This is a genomic window from Streptomyces sp. L500 (assembly GCF_054551825.1).
Map to the genome: position 1 here is coordinate 18,193 of NZ_JBTOLC010000006.1, position 18,762 is coordinate 36,954.

Consider the following 18,762-nt stretch of genomic DNA (forward strand, 5'->3'; position numbering starts at 1 on the left):
ACCCCGGATCGGGGGGGTTGCCACCGCCATCCTGTGGGGAAGAGTCGCCGCGCTGGGTGGGGACAGGCGGGCCATGTCGTCTTGAGAGCCCACCCACACCAAGCGGTCCTCGCGCACCGCTGTCGACGGCGGACCGCGACGGGCAACGGGCACCCGCCACCATGGTTCGGTGACCTCTTTGGGTGCACCGGACATCACCGCCAGGCTCAGCACCTGCTCCTGCTCACATGGCCAGTATGAACTGATCCCAAAACCCCAATGGTTGTTATCCGTCACACGCGCGAGCATCATGTCCGGGCCGATTCTCACGGCGGCAAAGAAACGACCATGGCCAGCAAAAGGCCCTCATTTGTCCATCCCCCCTTCCCGGCACCCGTCAAAGGGAGTTGCCCCATGCCGTTCATCACGGTTCAGAACCAGCTCTACAACGCGCTGGTCGAAGGTCTGGGCCAGTCGAATCAAACCTTCCAGCTCCTCCAGCCGGCGGCACCGATCACCTCGGATGGTGGGGACAGATTCCTCTGGTCCTTCCTCAACAACATCCCGCCGCTCTCACTGGACCAGAACTACACGCAGAGCGGCGGAAATCAGCTCTTCTCCGACTACAAGGGCGTCCTGTCCGCACTGCGGCCGGCGACCAAGGTCGACATCAAGCAGGAGATCGGCCAGGAGAACTTCGAGAACTTCGTGAAATACCTGCAGTCACTGAAGCCGATACCTCCGGCGAACCAGTTCCCCGACGTATTCTTCAACTGGGCGATGGTGAACGCGCCCGACGTCGCGCAACAGGGAGCGTCGGCGTACGCGGCGATCATCCTCGACCCGATCGGCGGCGCGCAGCAGGCTCTGATGCCCTACATGCAAAGACCGCCCGCGCCACCGGACTGGGTCCGGGGGTACGACGCCCTGCTGCAGGACCTCTCGCAAGCGCCTCGGCGGGCTTTCGAGATGCGCAGCGCCACCACGAGCTCGGACGTGAGCAGGACGTGGAGCTCGGGGCGGCGCTCCGTGCTGTTCGGCCTGTGGAGAAGCAGCGAGAGCACCGAGCGTCTGAGTGAGTACTTCTCGCAGAGCGAGCTCACCGTCAGCGCCTCCTTCGGGCACGTGCTGAACTTCCAGACCAACGCGGGAGCCTGGTACGGCTCGTCCGCCCTCGGCACCGCCTACACCAAGAAGGGCGACCCGCCGTGGCGTAGTGGCAGCGCGATCACCTGGGACAACACGTTCGGCACCTCGGGAAACATCCAGCGGGTCGCGATCAATCTGATGGTGGCCGACACCATGGAAATCACCGTGACGGCCAAAACTTCGTTCAGTCAGCAGGACCAGCAGATCATTCGCGGAAACGCGGGCTTCGGGCTCTGGCCGTTCTACAACGGCCGCGGAGAGTACGGAATGACAACGAACACACAGTTCAGCGGTTCGGGCGGGACCACGATCACCACCGCGTCCGCTCCGGGCGTTCCGGTGGTGATCGGGGTCAACGTCCTGCCGATCAGCCGTTTCCTCGGCTACACACCGGCAGCGCGCGAGCAGTAGCGCCCGGGTCGGCGGCGACGCCGATGACCGGGCAGGCCGGTGAGCCGGCGGCCGCACGCCGGCTCACCGGCGGTTCAGAAACGCCCAGGGACGAACGACGGAAGGCCGGCGCCATGCCAACCGTGCAGCCTCCGCCCAACGCGATGGCCGAGCTCCAGAACCGCTGGTACAACGCCGTACTGAAGAACTTGCCCGCTCCCCCCTCGACCACCCAGCTCATCCAGCCCGCTCCCCCGGTGGAACTGTCCGACACCGCGCTGTGGGCCCGGGAGAATGTCGTTCCGCCCGCGTCTCTCACGTTCAACCGTCAACTGGTCAAGAGCGCGTCCTTCTTCGACGAGTACACCACCGTGATTCAGGAACTGTCCGTCCCGGAGAGCACCCTCGTGGCGGCGATCGGCTCGAGCGTCCATCAGGAATGGCTCGCGTATGTCAGAGGGCTGATGCCCCAGCCGGGCGAGGACAGGCTGCCCGATGTCTTTTATGCCTGGGCCATGACACACCACCCGGATATCGCCACCGAGGGCGCGTCCGTGCTGCGGGACATCGTACGTCTGAGAGCGCTGCAGTGGTTTCTCCGCTCGTATCAGGGGCCGCCCCCGAAACCCGCCGAGTATCTGGGCGGCATCAGGGAGTTGCTGAGCCTGCTCAGGAACTCCTCATCCGCGATGATTTCTTTTGACAGCACGACAACGAGCGGGGAAGTTTCCGGCACCTGGACCCGAGGGGTCAACAAGGACTTCTCGGGCCTGTGGTCCGGCGCCGATCAGTTCGACACAACGACCGCCGGATTCGCCCGGAGTGTGGTGACGGTCAAGGCCGAACTAGGTGCGTATGCGCTCTGGGCGGTCAATCCTGACCCCTGTTGGTACGATTCTAGTCAACTTCACGTGGCATACACGAAGCAGACGATTCCCCCCTGGGCCTCGAATCCCCGCCGTTACTGGGACATGGCGTTCGGCGAGGAGTCCGGGAGGCTCCAGCGGGCGATCGCCTCACTGATCGTGGTGGAAAGGCTCAGGAGTGTGGTCACCTCGGATGCCGTCTTCTCCCCCGAGGACCAGCAGGTCATCAAGGCGAAAGCGGCTGCAGGTCTGTGGCCGTTCTTCGTTCCGACCGGCGACGGCGTCACCAACAATGCCGAGTTCGACGGTGGAAAGCTGAGGCTCGAAACCACCACCCCAACGGACAGACCGCTGGTCATCGGAGCCCATGTACTCCCCATCGCCAGATATCTCGGCGCTTCGCGTACCGCTCCTCGAGCAGGAACCGACCGCTACTGAAAATCCGTCGTCAGACGACCGTCCGTCGGTGCCGCCCGGCGAGCCGGCCTGTGCGGTCGTGCCGCAGACGCTGCACGGGCGGCAGGACGTCGACCCCGCACGGCAGGCCGGCCACCCTGGACAATGCCGCTTCTGTGGTGACCTCGATGGTGTGAACAATCATGAGGCGCGAACGCTCAGGCGCCACAGCGCGCACACGCAAGCAAGGGGGCGGCAAAGCCCCACCGAAGTGAGCACATACCCGGCCCCCATCCTGCCTCAGGTCAGGCCAACTCAGAAATCGGTCGGGTCGTCAGAGCGGGGGGTGTGCCATGCTCAAGGGCGTGACGACCGAGTCTGTTCGCGACGAGGACCCCGCCACACTGCCTGCCGTGGTCGCACTGGGCAAAGTGGTGGCCAAGCTCCGGGCCGACAACGAGCGGCTGGAGCGCCAGGCGTCCACCACGGCCGTGCTGGAACGCGCCAAGGGCGTACTGATGGCCCGATCCGGCTGCTCGGCCCCGGCGGCGTACGAGGAGCTGACCCGGCGTGCGGCGGCCGGCGGCCGCACGTTGACGGAGGAGTGCTGGATAGTCCTCGGCGAGATCCACCAGCGCCCGACCATGCCCGCCGCCCGGGAAGGCGAGCGGCCGCCCGGTACGACCGACGCGCCCGGCGGCGGTTCGGTGTTCGACTCCGCCCGCCACACCCGGCGCACAGGCACCGACGTCCCGAACCCGCCGTCCCAGCCGAACCCGCCTTCCCAGCCGAGCCCGTTGACCCCGTCGAATCCATCGACCCCTTTGAACCCATCGAATCCGTCGTACCCGTCGAATCCCCCCGAGACGGTCACACTCGGCGCTCTGGGCGAGGCCCTGGCCGACGTCACCGACCCTCATGACCTGGCCTGGCGACTCCTGGACCACCTGGCCGCGGCTCCGGTACAAGCCGACGCCGTGATGCTTTACACCCGTACCGGTGACAGCGCCCTGGAACTGACCGGGCACGCCGGTGTCGGGGCCACCGTGGCCACCCAATGGCGGCATGTGCCGCCCGTCGCCGGGGTTGCCGCCCTGGACGTGATCCGGCGCGGCGAGCCTGTGGTGCTGGAGGACGTCCAACACGACATAGAGCATTACCACTTGATCGGGGAGCCCGCTTCCCGGTGGCCCACCCGCGCCTGGCTCCCGGTGGTCACCGGTGGCACGGTCACCGCGGCCCTGGGCGTACTGCGCACCACGGACGCACCGTTCGCGCCGGCGACACGCGAACTGCTCCAGCAGGTCGCTCCGCTGTGCGCGGGAAGCCTGAGCATGATCGGCGCGTCCCGCGCACGGGCCGCCGATCGCACCGACCGCACCGCGCAGCGGGTCCAGGCGGTCTTCGACGCGCTCCCCGGGGCGGCCGTACTGCTCACCCCCCTGCGGTCGGCGGCCGGCCAGGTCGAGGACTTCCGCGTCGACGCCGCCGCCCCGGGCTCGGTCGACGTCGCCGGGCGGCAAGGCCGTCAGCTGGTGGGGGCGCGAGTGCTGGAGTGCTACCCGACCATGGCCGGTTCCCCGGTCTGGAACGGCTATCTGGAGACCCTGCGCACCGGCGTGGTCTTCGAGACCGGCTCCTTCCCCTACCAAGAGGTGGCGGCCGGAGTCCGGCAGCACTCCACCTACAAGCTGCGGGCCGCCAAGCTGGACGACCGGCTGGTGATCACCTGGGCCTGCGAGGACGAGGCCGACCGCCAGCGGCAACTGCTGGCCGACCTCCAGCGGGTCGGCAACCTCGGCTGGGCGGACTGGAACCTGGCCGCCGACACCATCGCCTGGTCGCCGCAGGTCTACGACATCCTCGACCGGGACCGGTCACTGGGCCCGATGTCGCTCGAGGAACTGCCCAGCCGTCTGCTGCCCGAGGACCTGCCCGCCTTCGTCCGGGAGCTCCAGGAACTCCTCGGCCGGGGAACTCCCCTCGACCATCCGTTCCGGATCAGGACGGCTGCCGGGGTGCGGCATCTGAGGATGGTCGCCGAAGCGGTGCCGGACGCCGACGGCACCACGGTGGAGATCCACGGCTTCGTACAGGACCTCACCGCCCGGCGCCGCGCCGAGCTGGCCCTGACCGAGTCCCAGCAGGCCGTCCAGGCCCAGCGCAACGTGCTGGAGGCGGAACGGACCGTCGCCGCCCGCCTGCAGCACGCGCTGCTGCCGCTGCCCGGGCAGTCGCTGAACCTGGCGGACCTGCGGGTGGACGTGGCCTATCTGCCCTCGCACGACGACCTCAATGTGGGCGGCGACTGGTACAGCGCCCTGGAAATGCCGGACGGCAGCGTGCTGTTCGCCGTCGGCGACGTCGCCGGGCACGGCATCGACGCGGTGGCCACCATGGCGCAGCTGCGCTTCACCGCCAAGGGCATGGTCTTCACCGGCTCCTCGCTGACCGGCGCACTCCACCGGCTCAACACCCTGCTGCTGCATGCCCACGACGGGCACCACTCCACCGCCACCATGGTCCTCGGCCGCTACGACCCCGCCCGCCGCTGCCTGACCTGGGCGCAGGCCGGCCATCCGCCGCCGTTGCTGGTGCGGCAGGGCAAGACGGACTTCCTCGCCCCGCCCGAGGGCATGCTGCTGGGCGCCACGCCACAGCCGCACTACGGCGAGGCCGAGTGCCGCATCGAGCCCGGCGACCACCTGCTGCTGTACACGGACGGACTGATCGAGCGCCCCCGTGAGCACCTGGACGAGGGCTTCGACCGCTTCGCCGAGGCGGCCCGGCGTGAGCTCGGGGAAGCGGACGGCGGATCGCTTCAGCCGCTGCTGGACCGGCTGCTCGCGGGCCGGCAACGCGATGACGTCTGCCTGCTGGACGTACACCTGCCCCTGGAAGGCGAGGGACGTTCCTGACGCCCCTCGCCGCAGTCCGGGACACGAGACGCCTGTCCGGCCCCACCCGAACGCACGCGGGGCGGGACCGGACAGGCGTCTCGACACAACGGCCGACGCCTGCCGGCGTCCTTACTTCTCTCTTCGGCGACGCAGGTGGTGTGGTTGAGGACGCCGATGGTGTCCGTCCCGCAGTTGTTGCTGAACCCGGAGGCGTTGCGGGAGTCGATGTTGGAGAGCAGACCACCACTCGGGCCGGTCACCTGACGGTCGTTGCCGTGGCCCTTGTGGGAGTCGCGCCGGGTGACACAGGTACGGTCGTAGAGGAGGCCCACCCTGCTGGCGCCGCACAGGTTGGAGTGCGCCGAGGCGTTCCTGCTTCCGATGCTGGACAGCAGACCGCCCGCCCCCGCGTCGATCGTGTCGGCACTCGCGGCCCCGATGCTCGCGGGGGAGGCCAGAACCGCCAGGGCCATGCCGGAAAAACCGCGAATCGCTTCAGTGAACGCACTGGTCCGCCTTTTCCTTGGTTTTTTTGATGCTGAGATGCGGGAAAGCGAGAAAAATGACCGACGCGCCCTGCGGCATTCCCGTCGGCCCTCACCCGGTTGGTCCAACGGAAATGCTCACCCGAGGTTACGATCGGACGAGCTCATATCCGGCGGAAGAAAATCGTCACCCGGACCGGGGTCAGTTCCCGCCCGCCGCCTCCGCCAGGTCGATCAGCGCCCAGAGATTCCGCCACCACTGCTCGAGAAACCCGTAATGGCGAACCGTGTGCGCCACGAAGTAGAGCCCGAAGCGGTTGACCGCCAGGTCCTTGAGGGCGAGGCGGTACCCGGATTCCCACCGGTCCTTGTCGATGACTGCCCCGGTGTGGGTCTCGAGCGACCTGCGGTGGACTTCCGAGAGCTCCTGGACCACCGCCGCGTCGATGTCGGCGGGCTCCAGGGCGGTGCAGAGCAGTTCCGCCAGGTCGTGCTGCGGAATGTGGAGAGTGGCGAGCTCCCAGTCGTACGCGCAGAGCCTGCCGTCCGCCCGGATGGCGAGGTTACGGGGATTGAAGTCGTTGTGCACGAGCGTTCGGGGCATGGCCTCGATCCGCGGCCACCAGCGGTCGATGGTCCCGATGCAGTCGAGAAGCCGGTCGTGGTGGCGTCCGCTGACGATCTCGGGGAACTCCTGCGCCGAATGGTCGGCCAGGGCCAGCCACAAGTCCCTCATCTCCACCATGTCCGGGGCATTGGGAACATGGCCGATCCACGACATCCGGCGGAGCGCCGATTCCTTGCCGTACCAGACGGAGTGGAGTTGCCCGAGGTCGCGCAGGGCGATGGTCAAATGCCGGCGCGACCAGCCGCGCCCCCGGTCCGACGTGTCCATCAGCTCCATGTCGCGAAGGCATTCCATCACGATGACGTACGTCTCCCGCCGGTCGTCACGATGGGTTCGGTACTGCTTCGGCACGAGGCTGGTGAAGCGGGTGTCGGTCTGCTCGTAGAGGGCCAGTTCGCGCACATCGCATCCCACGAATCCGAGGCGCCGGTCGAACGCGCGGTAGTGGGTCGCCACCGGACCGCCGCACAGAGCGGCGGCCAGCCCGGCCATCTTGATGACCTCCCGGTCGGTGGGCTTGACCTTGACCATGACGTCGAGCTTGTCCGCCACCTCGTCACGCTCGACCTTCAGCTGCATCGGGAAGAGACCGACGTCCTTCTTCACCGTCCGCGACGTCAGCTCGGAAAGGACGCTGGGACCCATGGGAATGCTCACTGCTTCGACACCTGTGACCTTGACGCCTGGCATCCCGGAGTCGCCCAGCGCCGATTCGAAGAACGCGGCGTCCAGCTCGTCGAGTTGAAACCGGCGGACCGGCCGGTTGCGGCCGAGACGTTCGTGGGCGCCGGCGAACTGGCCGGAAGCGGCGGCCGAGACCGTCGAGAGATCCAGGGCCAGGGCGAAACCGGCGATGATTTCCGCCAGCCGGGCCGTGCTCCCCCGGCCCGTGCACCCCATCGACTCCAGAAGTTCGTGCTGCGCGGGGAGGTGAGTGCCGCCCCGACCGTGCCGATGGCCAGACCGGGGAGGGTGATGCTCGCGTAGACGCCTTCCGGCCTCCGTTCGAGGACGAACTGGCTCAGGCTCGACTCGTGAACGCAGGCGATGTCCTGCCCCGTGGCGGTGAACAACGCCGCCACCATATTGGCGGTGTTCGCGTTGGAGCCCAGCACTCCGCTGTGCACGGCCCCGGCCGCGATGTGCTGGTAGCCCCTGACCAATTCGTCGGGCGTGGTCTTCAGGACCCGCTCGACGATTCCTCCGGGCAGGAGGCAGTCGGCGGACACTCTGATTCCGCGGCCCTCCGCCATGGCCTGGGACGACGCCTTCTTGTCGCCCGAGGTGTTTCCCTCGACGATGAAGGATTCGAGCTCTTCGGGCCCGATCAGATGGGGCTGGTCCAGGATCCACTGGCAAGCGTGCCAAGTACAGGACGTGGTCATGTTCTGCCCGGCCGCGTCCCCGGTGGTGTACCGGAATTTCAGATGAACGGTCCTGCCCACCACCAAGGGCTGGACCGAGAGGAGCCGGGCATGGTCGGAGACCTGCCGAACGGCCGTACGGAGCGCGTCAAGGTGCTGGGGAATCGCCGAGGCGAAACGGCTCGCGGCCGACAGCCGGGAAAAGGCGAAGACGGGTGCCCGGGTCATCGTCTGCGAGAGGACGCGAGTGCTGACGCCACCTGCCATGGTGACGGCCAGGGCGCCCCGCGTCGCCGAGGAGACCAGGGCGCCTTCCGTGGTCGCCATGGGGGCATGGACCTCACCTTGGACGTTCTCCCCGTGGATCAGCAAGGGACCGGCGACGCCCACCGGGATTTCGACGCTGCCGACGAAACCCTCGATGTTTCCCGTCAGTTTCCCGGCGTCGAGCTGGGTGTGCTGCAAGGAGTCGAGCTCCAGCCGGGTTGTGGAACGGAACCAGGCGAGCCGCTGAAGGCGCGCCGACTCCGTATAGATCCCTCTGGCGGGAACGTACCGTCCGGCGGGACGGGAAGGACGGGGCCGGCCCGGATTTTCTCCAGGGCTCATGAGGCATCGCTTTCGTCATGCGGGCACGTGCGTGACCGAAGGGATTCGTCGAGGACAGCGGTGGCCCGAGGCACGCCGGAAGGCGCACGGGAAGGCGAGCCGGGGAGCGAGTCGGGAAGCGGGTCAGGGAGCGAGTCGGGGAGCAAGTCAGGGGGCAAGGAGAAGCGCAGGACCAGGAACGGGACGGCCAGGGCGTCGGCGCCGAGCGCCAGGCCGTCCCACAGGCCGTACCAGGTCCCGATCGCGCCGGCGAGAAGGGCTGCCACCGGCTGGGAGCCGTAGACGACCCACCAGCTCGTGGCGAGCATGCGGCCCTGCAACGCGGGATCGCAGGCGGCCTGCCGTACGGTGCGCTGGGTGGAGCCCTGGGCGACGGCACACCCCACCTGAACGAACATCCCCAGGGCTACGGCCATCTGCGAGAAACGGCCCGGCGTGGCGAGCAGGAGCGGCGCCATCGTGAACGGGGCCAGGGCCAGCGCGACGAGCATGACGCGCACCGGGCCGTACCGCGCGACCAACGGGCGGACGACGAGCGCGCCGCAGAACCCACCCAGCGCGGCCACGCTCAGCGTCGTGCCCAACGCCGCACTCGAGTAGTGCAGCCGACGCAGCATGTAGACGGGCCACAGCGTGGTGAGGAAGGCCATGACGGCGACGTACGCGGTGGCGGCGAGCACCAGCGGCCGGATCGTGGGATGGGACCACACATAGCGCAACCCCTCGGCGATCTCTCCCCGGAAAGTCGTCCTCCGGCCCGGACGTGCCACATCCGGTTCGTGGGTGCGGATACGCCCGAGGAGCAAAGCGCAGACCAGGTAGGAGATGACGTCCAGACACACGGCATGGGCGGCGCCGAGGGCGGTGACCACGACAGCACCGAGCTGGGAGCCCGCGCTGTCGGCCAGGGAATTGATCCCTCCGAGCTTGGAGTTCGCCTCCATCAGCCGGGAGCGGGGCAACAGCGACGGGAGAAGGCTGATGCGCGCTGTGGAGCCGAACACCTCGGCGACTGAGCCCACCAATGCCACCCCGTACAGCAGCCCCAGGGACAGCCGGCCCATGGCGTCGGCGAGTGGGATGACGAGGAAGGCGGCACCGCCCGCCAGCGCCGCGCCCACCGTCACCGGACGCTTGCGGTGCCGGTCCGCGAGCGCCCCGGCGGGGAGCGACACCAGCAGGGGCGGGCACTTCTGCGCGAACGAGAGCAGCGCGGCCTGCCAGACGGAGGCGTGGAGCTCGACCACCGCGACCAGCGGCAACGCCACCTGCGTGACCCCGCTGCCCACGAGGTCGACGGCGTTCGCGAGCCAGTACCGGAAGAAGCATCCGTGCCGCCAGAGACTGCCTCCCGCCCCGGCGTCCTTCACCACGGAGCGCCGATCCGACCGTCGTAACGTCATACCCATCACAACGATCAACTCGGGAAAGGGTGCGGAGGCCACCGCCACCAGGACGCCGAGTCCGTGATCAGCTCGCCTGCCGGACCCGTCCCCGGTCCCGTCCCCACACCCGGATGTCCGGATGTGACAGAACCACGTCATTGCGGTCACGTCCGTGCCGGCCGGACGACAGGGGCATGCACCAGACGCACCACCGCGTTGCGATCACGGTCTTTCCCGACGTCGACCTCCTCGACGTCACCGGCCCGTCGTGGACCGGATCAGGGCCACCGCGACCCGGTCACTGGCGACCCCGGACGGCGCCACGATGCCCGGGGCGGTCCGCCAGAACTCGGCGCTGACGACCATCGGCGGCCTCTTCGGGCCCGTCGCCCTCCACCTGGACGACCTCGCGCCCTGAAATCCCGGGCCGGGGTCGTTCAGCGCGCGACGCGCTCGTCTCCTCCAGCAAGGAGGCGACGGTGAGACCGGTCGCCGGGCCGTACCGCACCATGCCAACGGCCTGAACCAGCGTGAGCGCCAGCAGCGCGCCCATGACCGTCGATCGCGCGAGGGCGTCCCATCCGGCCTGGTCCGTCGCCAGGTGTGCCAGTTGGAGGATCAGCATCCCCCGGCCGATGGCCGCCGCGCCGGTGATGAGCGCCTCCTCCCGCCGGTGCCCGACCTCGCCCGCCAGGAGGCGAAGGATCACCAGCGCGAGAACGAGGCAGAGGAGGTAGGAGCACACGAGCGCCGGTGTGCGCCGAGATGTCGCGGCCAGGATGACGAGGCTGCCGATGGTCCAGCCGCAGGCGCTGAAGAGGCAGGTCGCGCGTCGTCCGTGCCGGACCAGGAACGTCCGCTTGCCGAAGAGGGTGTCGCCCCGCACATCACGGAAGTCCTTGAGCAGGATCCGGCCGACGAAGCCGATGTAGAGCCCGAGGAGCATCAGCAGGTCGCGCGGGTGGACGGCGGAACGGGCCGCGGTGAGGGCGAGCAGGTACGGCAGCGCGACGTAGCAGGCCGGCAGTGCCAGGGCCGCTACGGCTCCCCGTTCGGCGAGGCGGATCGGGCGCAGCGAGTACCCGGCGCTCACCGCGAGAGCGGCGAGCATCAACAGTCCGGGGCGGGGTCCGAGCACGAACGCCGAGCCGAGTGCGACGGCGGCGGACGCCCCGGCCGTGACCACGAGTTCCCGGCTGCCGGCGGCGGCGGTGACCAGCGGCCGGTTCCGGTCACCGGGAAGGTTGACTTGGTCGATGGCCCGGTCGGACAGGTCGTTGACGCAGACCGAGCAGAGCAGGAAGGCCATGACCGGGACGAGGCACCCCGCCAGTAGCAGGCGGTCCTCCGCGTGTCCGGCCTGGGCGAGGCCGAGCGCGACGTAGAGGGCCAGGAGCACGGCGACGGCGGGACGGCTGAGCGCGACCAGCACACGGATTCGGTCGGCTATCTGTCCATCGAGCATTGGCGACCGCCTCACTTGTTGGGAAACAACTGGATCGAACCGGTCGCGAGCAGCACCATCACTCCGAGGACCCCCAGGCCGCTGAGTATCAGGACGGCCGCGAGCACGCACCCGAAAGCGATGCCGATCTTCGCCAGGAGCGACCGTTCCCCGGTCGCGGGGACATGTGACGTGGGCGGATGCGACGGGTAAGGCGGCGGCGAAAAAGGATCCTGCACGAGCTTTCCCCATTCTTTCGGGATTTGGCGGGCCGTCGGCCAGTGTCCACTCGGCGTCGGCATGGCACCTGAGTACTCGTACTCAGGTGCCATGCCGCACGTATTCCTTCGGGCTTCCACCGGGCGTCCGCCGGGCATCCGCGCGCCGGGGGCGCATTCGGCCCGCCGGGAACGCGCTCCGGCGGGCCGGGCCCGTAGGCACTACCGTCGGCGGCATGACACGCTCCTTGCGTGGCCGGGCAGTCGTCGCCGCGCTCGCCACGGTCCTCGCCCTGATCGCCGCGCCGAGAACGGCCGTTGCCGCCCCGGCTGCCCCACAGCTGAGGTGGGGTAGCTGTGTGCGCGGCTCCGACGACAGCGCGGGCAGGGAACTGGAGGCGGCGGGCGCCCGGTGCGCGCGGTTGGCCGTCCCGCTGGACCACACGCGCCCCGGTGGCCGGACGGTGACCGTCGCCCTCGCCCGGATCCCGGCGGCGGACACGGCCCACCGCATCGGCACCCTGGTGGTCAACGAAGGCGGCCCCGGGGATCCGGTCGTCGACTTCCTCCCCGCCCGTCGCACGGCGTTGGGTGCCACCGGCGCCCGTTTCGATCTGGTGGGTGTCGATCCGCGGTTCACCGGCCGGAGCACCCCGCTGGACTGCGGCTGGGAAACCGGCGGCTACTTCCGGTCGGCCGGCCACGACCGCGCCGGCTTCCGCCGCACGGCCGCCTTCGAGCGGGACCTCGCGCGACGCTGCCGCACCCGCGCCGACGCCCGGGACCTGCTGCCCCACGCGTCGACCCGAAACGTCGCCCGCGATCTGGAGCTGGTCCGCGCGGCCCTGGGCGAGCAGCGCCTTTCGTACCTGGGGATCTCCTACGGGACGTACCTGGGCGAGGTGTACACGGCGATGTTCCCCGGCCGCACCGACCGGATGGTCCTGGACGGCGTGCACGAACCGGGCCACCTCGCCCCCTGGCCCGAGTACGGCACCGAAAGCGCCAACGAGGCGGCGCTGCGGCACTGGGCCGCTTGGGCCGCCGCCCGGAACGGCACGTACGGGCTGGGGGCGAGCGCCGACGACGTGCTCGCCACCGTCGCGGGGATCGCCGGGGCGGCCGCCCACCGGCCGCTGCGCGTCGGCGACTACCTGCTGGACGAACACGTGGTGCCCGTGCTCTTCTACGGGGTGCTCGGTGCCGACACCGAGGCGACCGACGCACAGATCGCGGTGATGACCGGCACCCTCAAGACAGCCGTCACGAAGGGGCGGACCGAACCCGATCCCGCGCTCGCCGAGTTGCTGCCCTCCCTACTGTCCGCCCAGGGCTCGGCGTACGCGAGCGCGCAGACGGCGTTCCTGTGCGCCGACACACCGGGACCGCACGATGCGGAAGTGTTCTGGCACGCGGTGCAACGCTCACGGCATGAGCACCCTCTGTTCGGCCCGCTGCTCAACAACACCACCCCGTGCGCCTTCTGGGCCCCACCACGCGAGGAACCCACCGCCGTCGACGGCGACACCCCCGCACTGATGCTCAACGCCACCGGCGACCCCCGAGTGCCGTACGACGAGGCTCAGGCCATGCACACGCGGTGGCCCTCGTCCCGGATGATCACGGTGACGGGCTCGTTCCGCCACGCGGTCTACGGCACCGATTACGGCAACGCCTGCGTGAACGACGCCGTCAACGCCTACCTGGCGAGCGGCAACCTCCCACCGGCCGACCTGAAGTGCGCTGCCGGCCGTCCGGGCCGCACGGACCCCATGCTCACCGCCTCGCCGGACGTCGTCCACCCGGGCGTCACCAGCAGGACCGGGATCACGCGCTAGCCGTCCCGCGCGCCCGGAAGTGCACGGCATCAACGACAGCATGAGGCACTGCCCGGAGCGCCGTAGCAGCCGAGGAAGCCGCCGTAGGACACCGCGGCCGCCAGCACTGCCGGCGCTTCCAGGCACACGCGCCGGCTCGGGACGAAGAGCGCCGCTGCCACGGCGTACGGCACCGAAATGCGCGGCCCCGGGGCCGCCCGGTCGGGCCGTCAGTACCGTACCGCCCTGGCCACTTCGGCCCGCACGTCGCCGGACAACTTCCGGGTGCTGCGCGCCGTGGCCGTGGCGTTCTTGCCGGCGGGGACATCCGACACGGTCACGACCGCGGTGTCCAGGAGGTTGCCTCCCGAATCCGTGAAGTTGACCTGAACGGCGAACGATTTGGTCGAGTCGGTCGTGTTGTCGGGGGTGAGCCGGACCTCGGCACGTCCTTCGCCGTCAGTGGTCACGTTGCCGAGCTTCACATCACCTTTGACGTCGACCCCGCCCTTGATCTCGTCCAGCTTCCGCCTCGCCTCCGCGCTGGCCGACGCCAGGGCACCGGAAGCCTCCGAGGCGAGGGACGACACCGCCGCGGAAGCCTGGGAGGCGACGGAGGCCGCCTTGCTGCCCGTGCCGGACGGGCCGCTCGAACCGTGGGAGCAGCCGACACCCGTGAAGGTGACGAGTCCGGCCAACGTCACGCCCGTCGCGCGGTGAGTCCAGCGTCGAGTCACTTCTCCTCCAGGGGCATCGTGAGCGGTTCGCTCTCCAGTCAAGGGCTCACCGCCCGCCGACGCACGCCGGGAGGGCGGAATGGGCGGTGCCGGGCAATAGGGGTGGGCGTGGGCACCGAGCGGTAAAATGTCAGTGCCACCAATATCCGCGCGAAGCTGTTGTGGCGAATCATGACCCCGGATGACGAGCGGAGAGAAGAAGAGACCCCCGGGCGGGAGCGGGCGTGGCAGTGGGTGCCACGGTCGTCGCGTCGGCCGGACGGGTTGCTGACCTGCGCCGGGGACGGCGGATCGGCCCGGTGGCGGGACGGTGAACGGCTGGAGCGTCTGTTCGAGGAACGGTGCGACCGGCTACGGGCGCAGGGCCGGGAAAACCGGCTCGCGGTGGACGCCGGTGGTGTCACACTCACCTACGCGCAGCTGGACGACAAGGCGAATCAGCTCGCCCGCTTCCTGCTGGACCGGGGTACCCACCCCGGCGACCGGATCGGGCTGCTGCTGGACGACCCGGTGGACGCCTACGTCGGGATGCTGGGCGTGCTGAAGGCACACGCGGCCTACGTCCCGTTGGACCCCGGATTCCCGGCGGACCGGCTGTCGTACATCGTCTCCGACGCCGCCGTACGCACGGTCCTGACGCTCTCCAGGCTCGACGACCGGGCGGCCCACCTCGCCGACGGGGGCGGTACAGAGCTGTTGTACCTGGACCGGGTGCGGGCCGACATAGCGCGGCGATCCACCCGACGCCTCGGCACCCCGACCACCACCGCCGCCTCCACCCCCGGCCGGCAGGCCGACGACCTCTGCTACGTCATCTACACCTCCGGCTCCACCGGCCGCCCCAAGGGAGTGGCCATCGGCCACCCGGCCATCTGCAACTTCGTCCGCGTGGCGGCGGAGGTCTACGGCCTCACCGCCGAGGACCGGGTGTACCAGGGGATGACCCTCGCCTTCGACTTCTCCGTCGAGGAGACATGGGTGCCCTGGATGGCCGGTGCCACGCTGGTGCCCCGGCCGGCCGGGCCCGGTCTGGTCGGGGCCGAGCTGGACGCCTTCCTGCGGGACCGGCACGTCACCGCGCTGTGCTGCGTCCCCACCCTGCTGGCCACGCTGGACGCGGACCGGTCCGAGCTGCGGTTCCTGCTGGTCTCCGGCGAGTCGTGCCCCCAGCACCTCATCCGCCGCTGGCACCGGCCCGGCCGACGGTTCCTCAATGTGTACGGCCCGACCGAGGCGACCGTCACCGCGACCTGGACCCTGCTGGACCCGGACCGCCCGGTGACGATCGGCGTCCCGCTGCCGACCTACGCGGTGGCCCTGCTCGACCCCGAGGGGAACACCGCCCTGCCACCCGGATCGATGGGCGAGATCGCCATCGCCGGCATGGGGCTCGCCGACGGCTACCTCAACAGGCCGGACCTGACAGAACGCGCCTTCGTCCCGGACTTCCTCGGCATTCCTGGCAACCCGTCCGGCAGGATCTACCGCACCGGGGACCTGGGCAGGATCAACGAGCTGGGCGAGATCGAGCATCACGGCCGCATCGACACCCAGGTCAAGATCCGCGGCTACCGCGTGGAACTGGCCGAGATCGAATCGGTGTTGCTCCGCGTCCCCGGAATCGCCCAGGCCGTGGTGACCCGGCACGAGGCCGCCCCGGACACCGTGGAGCTGTGCGCGTTCTACACCACCCGCGAAGACGCCGTCGTGGACCCCGATCACGTCGTCGTACAGCTGCGGGAGCAGTTGCCGAGTTACATGGTTCCCGCCTATCTGGAACCCCTCTCGTCGATACCGGTGCTGCCCAGCGGCAAGGCCGACCGCAACCGTCTGCCCGCGCCGGCCGGACCGCGCCGGCTCGCGACGCGACGCGGGTTCACGGAACCGAGGACCGGCACCGAACGGGCGCTGGCCGAGCTGCTGGCCCGTACCCTGCGGGTCGAACGGGTCTCCGTGGACAGCCACTTCTTCGACGAACTCGGCGCCAACTCCCTGCTGATGGCGCACTTCAACGCCGCCGTCCGCGACCTCCCGGGCCTGCCCGGCGTGTCGATGAAGGACGTCTATCTGCACCCCACCGTACGCGCGCTCGCCACGGCCCTGGACGGGGCGGCGCCGGCCGCACCGGACGACCGCACACCGGCGCCGCCACCGGTACCGGAACCACAACCCGGGCCCATGGTGAGCGCCCCCAGGTACGCCCTGTGCACGGCGGCGCAACTCCTCGTATTCCTCGCCTACGTATCCCTCGCCTCGGTGGCGCTGGACGCCGGGACCGCCTGGGTGAGGCAGGCCGACGGGTGGCCCGGCGTCTGCGGGCGCGCGATCGTCCTCGGTGCCGCGGCGCTGGGTGGTACGGGCCTGCTGCCGATCGCCGCGAAGTGGGCCCTCGTCGGCCGGTGGTCGGCGCGGCGCATTCCCCTGTGGAGCATGGCCTACGTCCGCTTCTGGTGCGTGAAGACCCTCGTCACCGCCAATCCGCTCGCCCTGCTGTCCGTCGGTACGCCGTTGTACACGCTGTACCTGAGGGCGCTGGGCGCCAGGGTCGGGCCCCGCGCCCTGGTCCTCACCATCCGGGTACCGGTGTGCACCGATCTGCTCACCATCGGAGCCGACGCCGTCATCCGCAAGGACACCTATCTCAACGGCTACCGGGCCCGCGACGGCGTCATCGAGACCGGCCGCGTCACCATCGGCGACCGCGCCTTCGTCGGCGAGCACAGCACCCTCGACATCGACGTGCGCCTCGGGCACGCCGCCCAGCTCGGGCACGCCTCCTCGCTGCACTCCGGCCAGTCCGTGCCGGACGGGCAGTGCTGGCACGGCTCACCGGCCGTGCAGGCGCCGGCCGGCTGCCAGTACCTGACGGTCCCGCCGGCCCGTTGCGGCAATGTGCGCCGCGTCTGCCACAGCGTCGTCCGGCTGCTGGCCGTGGTGGCCACCGCCGGGGTGGGCGGCACCGCCGTCGCCGCGCTGCTGGAGTCCCGGCCCTCCCCGCTGGCCGACACGGTCACCGGGGCGGCCGGCCCGGACAGCTGGACGTACTACGCCGACGGGCTGTGGATCTCCGCCGCCGCGGTGCTCGGCCTGGCCGTCCTCGGACCGGTCCTGGTCTCCGCCCTGTCCCGGCTGCTGTGCCACCTGGTCAGGCCGAACGTGGTGCACCCGCTCTACGGTGCGCGGTTCGCGCTGCAACGCGCCACCGCCCGCGTCTCCAACATCCGCTTCTACAACGCCCTGTTCGGCGACAGCTCGGCCGTCGTGCACTACCTGTGCGCCATCGGCTACCGACTGAGACCGTTCGAGCAGACCGGGTCCAACTTCGGCATGGTCGTCAAGCACGAAGTCCCCACCCTCAGCCACGTGGGCACCGGGACGATGGTCTCGGACGGGCTGTCCCTGATGAACGCCGAATTCTCGAGCACGTCCTTCCGCGCCGTCCCGGCCGTCATCGGCCGGAACAACTTCCTGGGCAACAACATCGCCTATCCCGCCGACGGCAGGACCGGCGACGGCTGTCTGCTGGCGACCAAGACCATGATCCCGGTCAGTGGCCCGGTCAAGGAGAACACCGGGCTGCTCGGCTCGCCGCCCTTCGAGATCCCGCGCTCGGTCGAACGCGACCGCCTCTTCGACCAGGCGGGCACGGGACCTGGGCGCCGCGGCGGGCTCGCGGCCAAGAACCGCCACAACGCCGTCACCATCGTCCTGTTCCTGACCGTCCGGATCCTGTACGTCTTCGGCCTGGTGCTGATCGCCATGCTCCCCTCGGGAGGCGACGGCGTGCCGCACTGGCTGGGCACGGTCTGCTCCGCCGTGCTCGGACTCGCGTTCACCGTGGGCTGGTTCGTGGTCGTCGAACGCGCCGTGGTCGGCCCGCACGGACTGCGGCCACGCTTCTGCTCCATCTACGACAAGGACTTCTGGAGACACGAGCGGTACTGGAAGGTACCGTCCACGGCCTATCTCGCCGTCCTCAACGGGACCCCCCTCAAGCCGGCCGTCTGGAGGCTCCTCGGCGTCCGCATGGGCCACCGGGTCTTCGACGACGGTTGCGGCATCATCGAGCGGACCCTCACCCGGGTCGGCGACAACTGCGCCCTCAACGCGGGCAGCACTCTCCAGGCCCATTCCCTGGAGGACGGTGTCTTCAAGTCCGGCCCCATCGCGATCGGTGACGACTGCGCCATCGGCACCAACGCGTTCGTCCACTACGGCGTCGTCATCGACGACAGTGCCCACATCGACGCCGACTCCTTCCTGATGAAAGGTGAACACGTCCCGGCTCGTACGCGCTGGCGGGGAAACCCCGCCGCCGAGACACCGGAGGCGCTCACCTCGGCCCGGCCCACGTGCCCGCCCAGCCCCTCGCGCCCGACGTGAGAGTGGTCGGGA

Annotated in this window: 11 protein-coding genes and 1 pseudogene; 5 read left to right on the forward strand and 7 right to left on the reverse strand. The window is 69.7% G+C overall.

The genetic code is table 11. The features are described from left to right. The first annotated feature begins 393 nt into the window (after positions 1-393). Both ACX9I7_RS08745 and ACX9I7_RS08750 read left to right on the forward strand, forming a co-directional pair. Complete coding sequence (locus ACX9I7_RS08745; RefSeq protein WP_459386973.1) at positions 394-1,539, forward strand: hypothetical protein; 1,146 nt, start codon at positions 394-396, stop codon at positions 1,537-1,539. Positions 1,540-1,562: 23 nt separating this feature from the next. After that, on the forward strand, positions 1,563-2,822 hold the full coding sequence (locus tag ACX9I7_RS08750; protein WP_459386974.1) for a hypothetical protein: 1,260 nt from the start codon (positions 1,563-1,565) through the stop codon (positions 2,820-2,822). 10 nt (positions 2,823-2,832) lie between these two features. Here ACX9I7_RS08750 and ACX9I7_RS08755 read toward each other — a convergent pair whose 3' ends face one another. After that, positions 2,833-2,985 carry a hypothetical protein gene (locus tag ACX9I7_RS08755; protein WP_459386975.1) on the reverse strand — a complete coding sequence of 51 codons (153 nt, stop codon included), beginning with the start codon at positions 2,983-2,985 and terminating at the stop codon, positions 2,833-2,835. 160 nt (positions 2,986-3,145) lie between these two features. Between ACX9I7_RS08755 and ACX9I7_RS08760 the strand changes: the two genes are divergently transcribed. After that, a complete protein-coding gene (locus ACX9I7_RS08760) occupies positions 3,146-5,698 on the forward strand; it encodes a SpoIIE family protein phosphatase (RefSeq protein ID WP_459386976.1) in 2,553 nt (850 codons plus the stop codon). Between the two features lie 669 nt (positions 5,699-6,367). Here ACX9I7_RS08760 and ACX9I7_RS08765 read toward each other — a convergent pair. The 5 genes and pseudogenes from ACX9I7_RS08765 to ACX9I7_RS08785 form a co-directional block, all read right to left on the reverse strand. Then, the gene (locus ACX9I7_RS08765) at positions 6,368-7,450 is read right to left on the reverse strand and encodes a phosphotransferase (protein WP_459387070.1); all 1,083 of its coding nucleotides are present in this window, start codon (positions 7,448-7,450) and stop codon (positions 6,368-6,370) included. Between the two features lie 168 nt (positions 7,451-7,618). Beyond that, positions 7,619-8,766, reverse strand: a pseudogene (locus tag ACX9I7_RS08770) (hydroxymethylglutaryl-CoA reductase); the annotation flags it as partial. Continuing rightward, the gene (locus ACX9I7_RS08775) at positions 8,763-10,139 is read right to left on the reverse strand and encodes an MFS transporter (RefSeq protein WP_459386977.1); all 1,377 of its coding nucleotides are present in this window, start codon (positions 10,137-10,139) and stop codon (positions 8,763-8,765) included. The gene ACX9I7_RS08775 and the pseudogene ACX9I7_RS08770, both read right to left, overlap by 4 nt. 310 nt (positions 10,140-10,449) lie before the next feature. Beyond that, on the reverse strand, positions 10,450-11,616 hold the full coding sequence (locus ACX9I7_RS08780; protein ID WP_459386978.1) for a UbiA prenyltransferase family protein: 1,167 nt from the start codon (positions 11,614-11,616) through the stop codon (positions 10,450-10,452). Positions 11,617-11,627: 11 nt separating this feature from the next. Beyond that, a complete protein-coding gene (locus ACX9I7_RS08785; RefSeq protein WP_387572282.1) occupies positions 11,628-11,927 on the reverse strand; it encodes a hypothetical protein in 300 nt (99 codons plus the stop codon). A 122-nt stretch (positions 11,928-12,049) separates the two neighbouring features. Here ACX9I7_RS08785 and ACX9I7_RS08790 point away from each other — a divergent pair, with 122 nt between their 5' ends. After that, on the forward strand, positions 12,050-13,651 hold the full coding sequence (locus tag ACX9I7_RS08790; RefSeq protein ID WP_459386979.1) for an alpha/beta hydrolase: 1,602 nt from the start codon (positions 12,050-12,052) through the stop codon (positions 13,649-13,651). Positions 13,652-13,860: 209 nt separating this feature from the next. Here the strand turns inward: ACX9I7_RS08790 and ACX9I7_RS08795 are convergent, their stop codons facing one another. Beyond that, complete coding sequence (locus ACX9I7_RS08795) at positions 13,861-14,367, reverse strand: hypothetical protein (protein ID WP_459386980.1); 507 nt, start codon at positions 14,365-14,367, stop codon at positions 13,861-13,863. A gap of 171 nt (positions 14,368-14,538) precedes the next feature. Between ACX9I7_RS08795 and ACX9I7_RS08800 the strand changes: the two genes are divergently transcribed. Beyond that, positions 14,539-18,750: a Pls/PosA family non-ribosomal peptide synthetase gene (locus ACX9I7_RS08800; RefSeq protein WP_459386981.1), complete on the forward strand. Its 4,212-nt coding sequence runs from the start codon at positions 14,539-14,541 to the stop codon at positions 18,748-18,750. The last annotated feature ends 12 nt before the right edge of the window (positions 18,751-18,762 follow it).